The sequence below is a fragment of the Serratia sp. ID 25-353 genome (genome assembly GCF_054792795.1).
This window is the reverse complement of sequence record NZ_CM139236.1, coordinates 3,075,760-3,088,256: the sequence shown is the minus strand read 5'-3', so window position 1 is coordinate 3,088,256 and position 12,497 is coordinate 3,075,760. Positions and strand designations below refer to the sequence as shown.

14 protein-coding genes and 1 tRNA gene are annotated in these 12,497 nt (G+C 58.5%); 10 read left to right on the top strand and 5 right to left on the bottom strand.

Annotation, left to right across the window (positions count from 1 at the left end; genetic code table 11):
- Positions 1-266 precede the first annotated feature (266 nt).
- Positions 267-1,652 carry a cysteine--tRNA ligase gene (gene cysS / locus ACYF6X_RS14965; RefSeq protein WP_130017560.1) on the top strand — a complete coding sequence of 462 codons (1,386 nt, stop codon included), beginning with the start codon at positions 267-269 and terminating at the stop codon, positions 1,650-1,652.
- A gap of 61 nt (positions 1,653-1,713) precedes the next feature.
- On the opposite strand, the gene ybcJ is transcribed toward cysS, so the two are convergent.
- Both ybcJ and folD read right to left on the bottom strand, forming a co-directional pair.
- A complete protein-coding gene (ybcJ, locus tag ACYF6X_RS14960) occupies positions 1,714-1,926 on the bottom strand; it encodes a ribosome-associated protein YbcJ (protein WP_055312584.1) in 213 nt (70 codons plus the stop codon).
- Between the two features lie 10 nt (positions 1,927-1,936).
- Positions 1,937-2,803: a bifunctional methylenetetrahydrofolate dehydrogenase/methenyltetrahydrofolate cyclohydrolase FolD gene (gene folD / locus ACYF6X_RS14955; protein ID WP_004940177.1), complete on the bottom strand. Its 867-nt coding sequence runs from the start codon at positions 2,801-2,803 to the stop codon at positions 1,937-1,939.
- A 205-nt stretch (positions 2,804-3,008) separates the two neighbouring features.
- Between folD and ACYF6X_RS14950 the strand changes: the two genes are divergently transcribed.
- The 5 genes from ACYF6X_RS14950 (at position 3,009) to ACYF6X_RS14930 (ending at position 6,076) form a co-directional block, all read left to right on the top strand.
- A complete protein-coding gene (locus tag ACYF6X_RS14950; protein WP_207221079.1) occupies positions 3,009-3,218 on the top strand; it encodes a hypothetical protein in 210 nt (69 codons plus the stop codon).
- Between the two features lie 413 nt (positions 3,219-3,631).
- Positions 3,632-3,708, top strand: a tRNA-Arg gene (locus ACYF6X_RS14945).
- A 131-nt stretch (positions 3,709-3,839) separates the two neighbouring features.
- Complete coding sequence (locus tag ACYF6X_RS14940) at positions 3,840-4,166, top strand: gamma-glutamylcyclotransferase family protein (protein ID WP_063991069.1); 327 nt, start codon at positions 3,840-3,842, stop codon at positions 4,164-4,166.
- Between the two features lie 108 nt (positions 4,167-4,274).
- Positions 4,275-4,418 carry a hypothetical protein gene (locus tag ACYF6X_RS14935; RefSeq protein WP_162846218.1) on the top strand — a complete coding sequence of 48 codons (144 nt, stop codon included), beginning with the start codon at positions 4,275-4,277 and terminating at the stop codon, positions 4,416-4,418.
- 125 nt (positions 4,419-4,543) lie between these two features.
- Entirely contained in the window at positions 4,544-6,076 is a 1,533-nt protein-coding gene (locus tag ACYF6X_RS14930) for a glycosyltransferase family 39 protein (protein WP_130017561.1), read from the top strand.
- 180 nt (positions 6,077-6,256) lie between these two features.
- Here the strand turns inward: ACYF6X_RS14930 and ACYF6X_RS14925 are convergent, their stop codons facing one another.
- Positions 6,257-7,321 (bottom strand): aldo/keto reductase, encoded by a 1,065-nt coding sequence (locus ACYF6X_RS14925; protein WP_063991071.1) that lies wholly within the window; start codon positions 7,319-7,321, stop codon positions 6,257-6,259.
- Positions 7,322-7,418: 97 nt separating this feature from the next.
- Here ACYF6X_RS14925 and ACYF6X_RS14920 point away from each other — a divergent pair, with 97 nt between their 5' ends.
- From ACYF6X_RS14920 to ACYF6X_RS14910, 3 genes are all read left to right on the top strand, one after another.
- Positions 7,419-8,324, top strand: coding sequence for a LysR family transcriptional regulator (locus tag ACYF6X_RS14920; RefSeq protein WP_063991072.1), 906 nt, complete (start codon positions 7,419-7,421; stop codon positions 8,322-8,324).
- 118 nt (positions 8,325-8,442) lie between these two features.
- On the top strand, positions 8,443-8,994 hold the full coding sequence (locus tag ACYF6X_RS14915) for a flavodoxin family protein (RefSeq protein ID WP_004940045.1): 552 nt from the start codon (positions 8,443-8,445) through the stop codon (positions 8,992-8,994).
- 629 nt (positions 8,995-9,623) lie between these two features.
- Complete coding sequence (locus tag ACYF6X_RS14910) at positions 9,624-11,072, top strand: GGDEF domain-containing protein (protein WP_063991178.1); 1,449 nt, start codon at positions 9,624-9,626, stop codon at positions 11,070-11,072.
- A gap of 6 nt (positions 11,073-11,078) precedes the next feature.
- Here ACYF6X_RS14910 and ACYF6X_RS14905 read toward each other — a convergent pair whose 3' ends face one another.
- Together ACYF6X_RS14905 and ACYF6X_RS14900 are read right to left on the bottom strand one after the other, a co-directional pair.
- Positions 11,079-11,240, bottom strand: coding sequence for a YnfU family zinc-binding protein (locus tag ACYF6X_RS14905; RefSeq protein WP_216637450.1), 162 nt, complete (start codon positions 11,238-11,240; stop codon positions 11,079-11,081).
- 81 nt (positions 11,241-11,321) lie between these two features.
- Positions 11,322-11,801, bottom strand: coding sequence for a cold-shock protein (locus ACYF6X_RS14900; protein ID WP_004940042.1), 480 nt, complete (start codon positions 11,799-11,801; stop codon positions 11,322-11,324).
- A gap of 166 nt (positions 11,802-11,967) precedes the next feature.
- Here ACYF6X_RS14900 and ACYF6X_RS14895 point away from each other — a divergent pair, with 166 nt between their 5' ends.
- The gene (locus ACYF6X_RS14895) at positions 11,968-12,477 is read left to right on the top strand and encodes a VOC family protein (RefSeq protein WP_038877409.1); all 510 of its coding nucleotides are present in this window, start codon (positions 11,968-11,970) and stop codon (positions 12,475-12,477) included.
- The last annotated feature ends 20 nt before the right edge of the window (positions 12,478-12,497 follow it).

The window sequence follows — 12,497 nt, the reverse complement described above, 5'->3', positions numbered from 1 at the left end:
AGTGAACATTCAGACCGCCCTTATAACATATCCGCCCCAGCGAGTCAGCAGCGGCTCAACCGCGCACTGTCTGTGGTAATCGTGCAGTTGTTATATTATAACAACTGCGTCGGCCGCTGAATTTCGTGCATTTTATTCGCGTGAAGTCAGCAAAGCATGGCCTTAACCTTGCAATAGATCAGGCTTCAGGTTTCAATACGCTACCGGGCGGAAAACCTGAAGCCCGGTTATCTTTTTTGTTATCACGCACACCACGGAATCTCCCGATGCTAAAGATTTTTAATACCCTGAGTCGTCAAAAAGAGGAATTCAAACCCATTCATGCCGGGAAAGTGGGCATGTACGTGTGCGGGGTAACCATCTATGACCTGTGTCACATCGGCCACGGTCGTACCTTTGTCGCTTTCGACGTGGTGGCGCGTTACCTGCGCTACCTCGGCTATTCGCTGAACTACGTGCGCAACGTCACCGACGTGGACGACAAAATCATCCGCCGTGCAGCGGAAAATCATGAGACTTGCGACCAGCTGACCGAACGTATGCTGGCGGAAATGCACGCCGACTTCGACGCGCTGCTGATCGATCGCCCGGATCAAGAGCCGCGTGCGACCCAGCATATCGCCGAGATCATCGAGATCACCCAGCGCCTGATCGATCGCGATCACGCCTACGTGGCCAGCAACGGCGACGTGATGTTCTCCATCGACAGCGATCCGCAATACGGGCTGCTGTCGCGCCAGGATCTGGATCAGCTGCAGGCCGGCGCGCGCGTAGAGATCGACGACGTGAAGCGCAACCCGATGGACTTCGTGCTGTGGAAGATGTCCAAGCCGGGTGAGCCGAGCTGGCAGTCGCCGTGGGGGGCGGGCCGTCCGGGCTGGCACATCGAATGCTCCGCCATGAACTGCAAACAGCTGGGCACCCACTTCGATATCCACGGCGGCGGTTCCGATCTGATGTTCCCGCACCACGAGAACGAGATCGCGCAGTCGAGCTGCGCCCACGACGGTCCGTACGTCAATTACTGGATGCACTCCGGCATGGTGATGATCGACAAAGAGAAGATGTCCAAATCGCTGGATAACTTCTTCACCATTCGCGACGTGCTCGGCCATTATGATGCGGAGACGGTGCGTTACTTCCTGATGTCCGGCCACTATCGCAGCCAGCTGAACTACAGCGAAGAGAACCTCAAGCAGGCGCGCACCGCGCTGGAGCGCCTCTATACCGCGCTGCGCGGCACCGATGCCGACGCCGCGCCGGCCGGCGGCGAAGCGTTCGAAGCCCGCTTCCGCGAAGCGATGGACGACGACTTCAACACCCCGGAAGCCTATTCGGCGCTGTTCGATCTGGCGCGCGAGGTTAACCGCCTCAAGGGTGAAGACATGGTGGCGGCCAACGGCATGGCGGCGGAACTGCGCAAGCTGGCGAACGTGCTCGGCCTGCTGCAGCAGGAGCCAGAGCAGTTCCTGCAAGGGGGCGCTCAGGTTGACGACGGCGAAGTGGCGGAGATCGAAGCGCTGATCAAACAGCGTAACGAAGCGCGCGCCGCGAAGGATTGGGCGCTGGCGGATGCCGCTCGCGATCGGTTGAACGAGATGAATATCGTGCTGGAAGACGGCCCACAGGGCACCACCTGGCGCCGCAAGTAATCCGGCCGCAGGGAAAAACAAAAAAGGCGCTGAATTCAGCGCCTTTTTCTATGGCTGCGGGTTAGGGTTTAACCACGACCTTGCCGCCGTTGAACTCCACTACCTGATCGGCGACGATCTTGCAGCGCTTACGGGTTTCGACCTTGCCGTCGACTTTCACCCGCCCTTCGGCGATGACTTCTTTGGCGCCGCCGCCGCTTTCACACCAGCCCTGGAACTTCAGCAGATCGCACAGTTCGACGTGGGGATGATTGTCCAGATTGAAAATTTCCATACTGCCTTACTTATTTAGGTTGAACGTCGTGATATTCCTCGCAGGCCTGCAAGGTATTTTGGATCAGTGTAGCAACGGTCATCGGGCCAACGCCACCCGGCACCGGGGTGATGTAGGCGGCGCGCTCGCTGGCGGCGTCGAAATCGACGTCGCCCACCACTTTACCGCTTTCCAAGCGGTTGATGCCGACGTCCACCACGATGGCGCCCGGTTTGATCCAGTCGCCCGGAATGAAGCCCGGCTTACCGACCGCCACCACCAGCAGATCGGCGTTCTCGACGTGATGACGCAGATTCTTGGTGAAGCGGTGGGTGACGGTGGTGGTGCAGCCGGCCAGCAGCAGCTCCATGCTCATCGGGCGGCCGACGATGTTGGACGCGCCGACCACCACGGCGTTCAGGCCGTAGGTATCGATGTTATAACGCTCCAGCAGGGTGACGATGCCGCGCGGCGTGCACGGGCGCAGCTTAGGGGCGCGCTGGCACAGGCGGCCGACGTTGTATGGGTGGAAGCCGTCGACGTCTTTGTCCGGGTGGATGCGTTCCAGCACCTTGACGTTATCGATGCCGGCCGGCAGCGGCAGCTGCACCAGAATGCCGTCGATTTCCTCATCGGCGTTCAGCTGGTCGATCAACGCCAGCAGCTCGGCTTCACTGGTGGCAGCGGGCAGGTCGTAGGAGCGGGAAAGGAAGCCGACTTCATCGCAGGCGCGGCGCTTGCTGGCGACGTAAATTTGCGAAGCCGGGTTCTCGCCGACCAGCACAACCGCCAGCCCTGGGGCGCGTTTGCCGGCCGCCAGACGTTGTTTCACTTGCTCAGCCACTTCGTTTCTAACCTGCTGCGCAATCGTTTTACCATCAATAATCTTTGCTGACATCAGTGTGGAAATCCATCAATTAAGAAAAGCGGGGATGCCGCTATTCTGGCAGAAGCTGAGCGCGCTGTCAGGCGCAGAATCACCCTCGCGACCGTTGCCGGCGGCGATTTACGCTTTTTTTATGCCCGCCTCAGGATCCTCTACGCCATTTTTACCTGCATTTGCATACGCTGGGGCCATACACAGGGCGAAAGAGGGCAGGATCATGAGAGCGATAACCCGGCTTTATCCGTTGCATCACCAGCCTGGCGAGCAACCGGTGGAGCCTAAACATATGGGAGAAACGGTGTTCGATTCTTCGCTGCATCCGGCGGACAGCGCGCAACTCACCGCGCTGCATCAGCTCGGTAAGCATGAAGGAGCGCCGTCGTGGCGGGCGCGCTTGAGCGCGCTGTGGCGGAGGCTGTGCGCATGAAGGGCTGCGCCTGGGTAGGCTGCACGCTATTGTTGGTTTGGGCGCCGTGGAGCCAGGCTTCTTTAAACAGCGCACGCCCTGACGCTACACTGGGGGAAAGGATGGCGACGACCTGCAACGCACGGGGGGTTGAGCTTGCGGATTGGGGTAACATCGCCGCGGTGGTGCAGTCAGCTCACCTTTGCCGGTGGCGGGGCGACGTGCGGCAGTGGTCTGAACGCGCGCCGATTTACGTAGGCGTCGGTCTGGTTCAGCATCGTGGCGACCGGTTGACGGGAACCCTCGCCGCGCGGGCGCTGGCGGAAAAAACGCCATAAAGCACGGCCGCCGCCGTAACGTCATGAAAAGGCATTGACTCGCTAACCTCTGACCGTATAATCCCAACCCGCAGCCGCAGGTTGCCGCATCTCAATGCGCCCTTAGCTCAGTTGGATAGAGCAACGGCCTTCTAAGCCGTAGGTCATAGGTTCGAATCCTATAGGGCGTGCCATTACTCCCTGATGTTCTTCCCCCTACTTTTTCCCTTGAAAATTCGACTGTGTAATCCATACTCCCGTTGGCTCGCCATTGAGCGCCATGCTATGTTCGTTCGCTAAATTTAAGACAGTGGCAGAGTGAAAAATGCAAAGCTTATTCGTATACGGCACCCTGGGGCCGGGCAGACCCAACGCGCACATTATGGAAGCCATCGGCGGCAGCTGGGAAGAAGGCAGCGTCGGCGGATCGCTGCTTAACCAAGGCTGGGGCGCCGAGATGGGCTACCCGGGCATCGTGCTGGATAACAGCGGCAATCGGGTGAACGGTTTTCTGTTCCGTTCAGCTAATCTCGTCAATCACTGGCCGACTCTCGATGCGTTCGAAGGCGAGGGTTATGCGCGGGTGGCGGTCAGCGTCACCACCGCCGGCGGCGAAACCGTCGATTCGTTTATCTACATGTTGAAGAAATGATACGAACCGCCTCGCCGAGTGGGTGCGAGGTGCTTGACCCGCCGGCAATTGAACTTTCGTTTATTTTGCCGCGCTACAATAGGCGAAAATTTCCCCGTGGAGCCTATCGTGCGCAAATCCAGATTCCTGCTCGTGACCTTGCTGTGCCTGTGCGCCGCCGCCGTGCTGTACGTCATGGCTTACCGGGCGCTGGGGCATTACCTCAGCGATGGCGAGAAAGCCTACCCGGATATCACCGTTGAAATCCGCTGAGAGCCACGCGGCGCCGCGGTGATTGCACCGACTTTTTCGCACCGATTTACCCGCCATTTACCCGCCGTCGGCAATGATGACGCTGCGTCTCCACACGGTGTGGTTCTCTTGGGCGGAATGCCGTTATGTCACTGCAGCAGGTATCGAATGTTTCTTTGAGCAACAATGGCTTAAAGGGCATCGGTTACAAACATTTCGCGTTGGCGATCGTGGCGTTTTCGGCGATCGTGCGATTTATTTCCTTATCAGATCGGTATTTTTGGTGCGATGAAGCCTCCAGCGTACTGACCAGCCGCTATGACGTGGGCGCTTTGCTGTACCACGCTTCTTTCGATGTTCACCCGCCGCTTTATTACCTGTTGCTGCATGGCTGGATGGCGCTGTTTGGAGACGGCATCATGGCGGCCCGCTCGCTGAGCCTGGTGTTCGGCGTAATGACGGTGGTGCTGGCGATGCGCTTTACCCGTTGGTTGGCCAATGAGCGGGCGGCGCTGATAGCGGGGTGGCTGATGGCAATCATGCCGATGGCGGTGCGTTACAGCCAGGAGGCGCGCATGTACGCGCTGATGGGGATGCTGGCGATCGCCGCCGCCATGGCGTTGGCGAAGTGGCTGAAAACGCCGGATAACCACCGTTACCTGGCGCTGTATGCGTTATTGATGACGCTGAGTTTTTATACCCACTACTTCACGATTTTTACGCTGATCGCTCACTGGCTGGTGCTGCTGGCGCTGTCGTGCCGCCGCGAAGGCGTACGTTACATCAAGCAGCCGGCGTGGTGGCTGGCCAATGTGGCGATCGGGGTGGCCTACATTCCCTGGCTGCTGGTGCTGTTCAATCTGCTGGCGCATATCGCCGAGCTGCGGGTCGGCGGCGACGTCGGTTGGATCCCTCAGGTTTCCTGGGGCGATCTGCCGGCGATGTATTGGCGTTTTCTCACCGGTCATGATGGCAGCAATTATCCGACGGTCATTCTCTGGCTGCTGCCGGCGATGTTTATCGCCCTATGTTCATTGCTACTGTGGCGGCGGGAGACGCCGAGAACATTCTCGCTGCTGCTGCTCGGCGGCATTCTGATCCCGGTGACGTTGGTATTCGCCATTTCCTGGCGTTCGCCGCTGTTTGTCGATCGCTATCTCTACTCGGCTGCGCTCGGCATTCCGTTGGTGTTGGGCGTGCTGAACGCAGGAACGAAAAGCCGGGTGCGCGGGATCTCTTTGCTGTTGTTCTTCAGTTTGCTGTTCGGCTGCGGCGTGCGTAACGATTACCCGGTCGAGAAAGATGAGTTCAAGGCGATGGTGCACTACATCAACAGCCACTATCAGCCCAACGATGCGGTGGTGGTCAGCAATATGTTCAACTACCTCAGCTATGTGTATTACAACAAGAAGGGCTATCGCGCTCTGCTGTATACCCCGGCCAGGCCCAACGGCATTTCGGGCAAGCCCAATGCCTATGGTTTCGGCACGTTTTTCCACGATCGGGCGGCGCAGACCTACGTCGATAAGCTCAGCGTTTTATCGAAAGCCCATCGCCGGGTCTGGCTGGTCAGCGGCGGCGATTTCAATCAGGACTTCGGCCGTTCGCCGCCGGGATGGGTCAATACCAGCACCTTCAAAAGCGGCGGTTTTGAGTCACGCCTGTTCGTGGTGCGTTGAGAAAAATGTCATATTTCCCATTCGGCGTTACATCTGGCCGAGCAAACTTACGCGGGGATGACAGTTCTATACATTGGGATTGGTACTGTAGCTCTACCCGATGATGTTGTGTGTTATCCATTCCCTGTAGTGTATTACCCCATCCCTGTTAAGTTTATCCCGCCTTGTGCGGGATTTTTTTTATCTGCGCCGGGCGAGATGCACGCCGCCGGTCATGATGTTGCGGGTGACCGGCAGGGCGAGAAAATCGTGCGGGAATCCCAGCTCGATGGCGCTGAGATCGTCCAACCGTCGCCAATGATCTTCCGCCAGCGCCACCTTCAATGCACCGAGGTTATCTTCCAATTGCGACAGGGTACGGGCGCCGACAATCGGCGCGGTAACCGTCGGGTGACGCAGAGTCCAGGCTAGCGCGATTTGTGATGGGGTATACCCGGTCTCGTGAGCTATCTGGTTGACGGCGTCGGCGATACCGAGATTGCGTGCGTTCAATGTCCCCTTGGCGCGCACGGCTTCGCGCCGAGTGCGCGCTTCATCCGGCGACGGTTGCAGATCCTGTCGCCGGTATTTGCCGCTTAATACGCCGCCGGCCAGCGGCGACCAGGGGATCACGCCTAACCCCAATTCTTGCGCCATCGGCAGCAGTTCGCGTTCGACGGTGCGCTCCAGCAGGCTGTACTCGATTTGCAGGGCGATCAGCGGTGACCAGCCGCGCAGGTCCGCCAGCATTTGCATTCTGGACGCCTGCCAGGCGGGGAGATCGGACACCGCCACATACAGCACTTTCCCGGCGCGCACCAGGTCGTCCAGGGCGCGCATGATCTCTTCCACCGGGGTGGTGAAATCCCAGGCGTGCAGATAGAGCAGGTCGATGTAGTCGGTATTGAGCCGTTGCAGGCTTTCTTCAACCGATCGCAGCATGCTTTTGCGATGGTTGCCGCCGGAATTGGGATCGTCCGGCTGCATCGGCAGGGTGTATTTGGTGGCGATCACCAGCCGATCGCGGCGCCCGGTGGCGAATTCCCCCACGAAACGTTCGGCGCTGCCCTCGGTATAGCGGTTGGCGGTATCGATAAAGTTGCCGCCGCGTTCGACATAAACGTCAAACAGGCGCCGAGCCTCGGCCTGTTCGGCACCCCAACCCCAGTCGGCGCCGAAGGTCATGGTGCCCAGTGCCAGCGGTGAAACGCGCAGGCCGGAACGGCCCAATAAACGATAGTGATCCAGCGATAGTGAGGTGTTCATAGGCATTCTCCCGTGTAGGTAGCGTCTACGATAGCGCCCGCAGGTTGTTTAAGGAATGCGCTATAATCTTCATGAATTATTAAGGAGAGAGAGCATAATGAGGGGCAGTGATTTCGCCGAGTTGCGCGCCTTTGCCGCGATTGTTGAGCACGGCGGTTTCGCCCGTGCCGCCGCACATTTGGGCGTGTCCGCTTCGGCGCTCAGCCAAACGCTGCGCAACCTGGAGGCGCGTCTGGGCGTGCGTTTACTGAATCGCACCACTCGCAGCGTGGCGCCGACTGAAGCCGGAAGACTGATGTTGGCGCGCCTGACGCCCGCGATGGCCGAGATCGACGCGGCGGTGGCGCAGGCGGTAGAGCAACGCCAGAACCCCTCAGGTCTTTTGCGGCTTAACGTAACCCGCGTGGCGGCGTTGCATTTTCTGGCGCCCTTGATCGCGCCGTTTCATCATCAATACCCCGATATTACGCTCGATCTTAATGTTGAGGAGCGGCTGGTGGATATCGTTGCCGGCGGTTTTGACGCCGGCGTGCGGCTGCACGAGAAACTGGCGAAAGATATGGTGGCGGTCAAACTGGGCGGGGAGGTGCGGATGCGCGTCGTCGCTTCGCCGGCGTACTTGGCGCGTCACGGCCGGCCGTTAACACCGAGCGACCTGCATCGACATCGCTGTTTGAATTACCGCTGGCCGACCAACGGCAGTTTGTATCGCTGGGAATTTGAGCGCGACGGTGAAAAGCAGGAGATCGCCGTGGAAGGGCCGGTGATAGTCGATGAGCCGGAAGTCTTGGTGCGGGCTGCGATGGATGGGGCTGGCATTGCCTACCTGTTTGAGCAACAGGTTGCCGCCGGTATGGCCGATGGCCGGTTGTTGCCGCTGCTCGATGCCTGGACGCCGCCGTTCCCCGGTTTCTATCTGTACTATCCGGCAAATCGCCAAATGCCGCGCCCGCTGCGCGCTTTTATCGACTTTGCTCGTCAACCGGCAGAGCAGGGCGTGTAACGCGATTTTTTTGAATAACACCGTCAGTTTTATTCGGTATTCAGCCGCTGCGCGCTTGATTAGATTGAACGCGAGAGGGGTGCCGTCGGTGCCTTTGTGCAATGAGTGGAGAATTTCTATGGCGAAGACAGTAGTGGTGTTTCATTCCGGCTACGGCCATACCGAGCGTTTGGCGAAAGTGGTAGCGGAAGGTGCCGGGGCGGAACTGATCGCCATCGATCAGAACGGTGATATCAGCGACGAAGCCTGGCAGACGCTGGATGAGGCGGACGCCATCATCTTTGGTTCGCCAACCTATATGGGGGGCCCGTCGTGGCAGTTCAAGAAGTTCGCCGACGCGAGCTCTAAGGCCTGGTTCGGCCGCAAGTGGCAGGACAAAGTGTTCGGCGGCTTTACCAACAGCGCCAGCCTGAACGGCGACAAGCAGGTGACGCTGATCGCGCTGCAGACGCTGGCTTCGCAACATGGTGGCCTGTGGGTCAGCCTGGGGCTGCTGCCGGCCAACACCAAATCGGCGCAGCGCACCGACGTCAATAACCTGGGCGGTTCGGTGGGGCTGCTGGTGCAGACCCCGGCGGATGCCGGCGTGGATGAGATGTTGTCGGGCGATCTGGCGACCGCCAAGCTCTATGGTCAGCGCGTAGCGGGCTTTGCCGCCAAACTGGCGTAAGGCCTTCCGTGCAGAGAGAGCGGCGGTGCGGTTGAACGGACGCCGCGTTCATTTTCTCTGCACAATTGGCGTGTAAGCTGCGAAATGTTATTAGCCTGCTTGGGCTAACACTGCATTTCGTACAAATATTCCCGGTTCCTAGGCCGGGTTTTTTGTTGCTAAGGTCCGCTTAAGCTTTCACCGCTATACTGCGCGGCAGCACGAGCATGCAATGCATGGCCGTGTTGTAACTGTCGATTTGCTGTTGTTCAGGCAAGCCCGCGCTATGCGGGCTTTTTTTGGGTTGTTATTGCACGGGCGGCCCAGTTGCAGGAAAATAATCGCGCAGTTATTCAAACATCATTCAACGACCAATAACCACAAGCTTATTAATGTAATTAACGCCGTCGGCGGCCTATTACGCTATGCGCTATGCTGACAGCAGAGTCGGCATTATTTGCTGACGCTATGCGGGTGAGACCGCCGCGGTCGCATCAGGCTAAGAAAAGTCTGTTAATTAAATGTTAACTATTTTTATTATTGATTTGTCTGGCTTTTTTGGTTGAAATTCGAATTGACTATCCCTCACTGGCCGGGCGAGAGAGTATGCATATTATTATTCTGGTTATTAGCAAAATATGGGCGAGGCGATGAACGCCAGAATAAACGCCAGGCATGGCCTGCCGCTAACGGTTCAGCTGATCAATCTTTTCATGCTGGCTTTTTTACTTTCTCTGGTGGGTATTCTTAGCCGACCGATTGGCTCGCTTTCCTTATTTTGGCCGGTGAATGCGATTCTGCTCGGCCTGCTGCTGCGCAAACCCGTTTATGCCACGCCGCTCGGCTGGCTTACCACCTATCTGGGCATGGTCGCCGCCGATCTCAGCACCGGCGAAGGCTGGTCCCTGGCGCTGTGGCTGAACGCCTGCAACATGTCGCTGATCGCCGTCGGTTACGGCATCATGCTGATGCTGCCCCAGTCTCAACGGCGCATGGGTAAACCCCAGGCGATACTCTATATGTTCAGCGCCAGTCTGGCCGGTGCGGCGGTGGCGTCGACGCTGTCGGTGCTGCGCAACGACAGCCTGTACAACAACACGGTGGTGGTTGCCTGGCTGGCCTGGTTCAGCGAGCAGTTCTCGACGACCTTGCTGCTGTTGCCGGTGCTGATGGCGGCGCCGCGGCTGAAGCAGCTGTTGCGCATGCAGGTGCGTTGGCGTTTGAAAGGCTGCCTGCCGCTGCTGGCGCTGCTGCTGTCGCTGGTGTTCAGCGTCTATATCGGCGGGCCGGGCGCCATCGCCTTCCCGATCCCGGCGCTGCTGTGGTGCGCGGTGCGCTACCCGCTGTTCCCCGTGACGTTGCTGACGCTGTTGACCGGCATGACCGAAATCAGCAGCATTTCCGCCAACCTGGTGCTGTACGAAACGCCGAACAACCACAACGCCTTCCTCGACACGCTGATGTCCGCCCGCTTGGGCATCGCCATGCTGGTGATGGGGCCGCTGATCCTCGCCAGCTCTATCGCCGCCAATCGCAAGCTGATGCGGCGTCTGGAGCACAGCGCCAACCACGATTTTCTGACCGGGGTGCTGGCGCGCAGCGCGATGACGCGCAAAGCGGGCGAGCTGCTGGAGCACAAGCACCGCTCGAAAGAGGCGGTGTCGCTCCTGCTGATCGACATCGATCATTTCAAGCAGATCAACGATACGCACGGCCACAGCGCCGGCGATCAGGTTTTGGCGTCGTTCGCGCACATCGTGCGGCGCGAACTGCGCCACGATCAGCTGTTCGGCCGCCTGGGCGGGGAAGAGTTCGCCATCATGCTGCCGCGCGCGCTGGCGGCGCAGGGCGTGGCGCTGGGGGAGCATCTGCGCCGGCTGGTGGAGCAGGCGCAGCTGCAGGCGGAGGGCAAACAGACGCTGAAAATCACCATCAGCGTCGGCGTCGCCAGCCTGGCGATGAACGAGGTCAAATCGCTGGAGCAGTTGATGAATATGGCGGATATCGCGCTGTATCGCGCCAAATCGCAGGGGCGTAATCGGGTGGAGTCGTTCAACGTGGTGAGCGGCAACAGCGTCGAGCATATCCTGTTTCGCTAAGCGTTTTCAGCCCTGTCTGGGTTCGAATCGGGTCTCGCAATTAGGGCAAATCAGTATTACGTCTTGCAGCATCGCCGCGCATTTCTGCCGGGTAACATAGCCGCATTTAGGGCAGACGATGTTGGTGGAACGGTTGGTAAAACCTTTGACGCTGTGGGAATCGGACATATCGATAGCCTGTGCCAGGTGAAAACTCACGCTAACACAGGAGACGATAAATTACGTTGGTTATTTTCTGCACATCGCTGCTTACAGGCTCTTCAGCGCCTTGATGGTCTCATCCATATCGATCTCGTGCTCGGAGAAGGTATGGGTGGTGTTCTGGAAGGTGGTGATGGTCAGCATGCGCAGCGTTTGCATGGCCTGCGCTTGGTCTTCTGACTGCGGGCGAATGCGGTTCATCAGCAGGCCGACCGACAGCACGGTGTTCTCTTTATCCACGTCGGCTTTGACCGGCACTTCCTTGGTGAAAGTATTGAAAGACTTGATGCTGGTGATCTTGATTCTTTCATTGGCGATGATGATGTATTTGCTGGGCGCCAATACTTTGACCGCATAAGCCGACGGGCCTTTGGTGTTGTTGGTCGGTTCGAAGGTCACCGCTGCGTTTTTCTTAATCAGCTCCGGGTTTTGCACTTTAATCACGTGAAAATAACGATTTTCTCCGTTCTCGTCGGTAATAAAGCCGAAGCCTTTGTCTTCAAAAAAAGTCGTTATCTTGCCGTTCATCGCTATTCTCACAAAAGGGTTCTATACAGCGCTTATGATAGCGCGGAATGCCTTGCAGCGACAGATTGCGCGGGCGGCATTTAGTCATGCGATAACGGCATTTAGCGGCTTTCCCCCCACATGCTATGTTCATGCTGACTTCATTCAATGCGAAAAAGGAATATCGATGGGCATCAAACGTCTCAATCACGCCGTGCTGTATGTCAGCGACGTGCGGCAGAGCGCCGACTTTTATCATCAGGTGTTGGGGTTTAAGCTCAAGCCGTCCGACAGTCCCGATCGGGCGGTGTTTACCCAGGCCGCCGATTCGGACAACGATCACGATTTGGCGCTGTTCAGCAAGAACCTGGGCCAGCAGCGCGCCGGGGTCTTTCGCGCCAACAACGAGCCGCCGGCGGAGCATGAGCCACCGGCTGGGCTGTACCATCTGGCCTGGGAAGTGGACAGCCTGGAGGAGCTGGAGCGCATTCGTCACCAGTTGGCCGAACGCGGCATTCTCGGGCTGGAAGAGGATCACGGTGTGCACAAGAGCATTTATGGTCACGATCCGGACGGGCTGCTGTTCGAGGTGACCTGGTTTATTCCGCCGGCGCTGCTGACCGACGAGGACAAAAACCAGCAGGGGATCCGCCCACTGGATTTCGCCGCCGAGAAGCGGCGTTTCGCCGGCCGGTAAGCGGCTCGGGTACGGGGCGC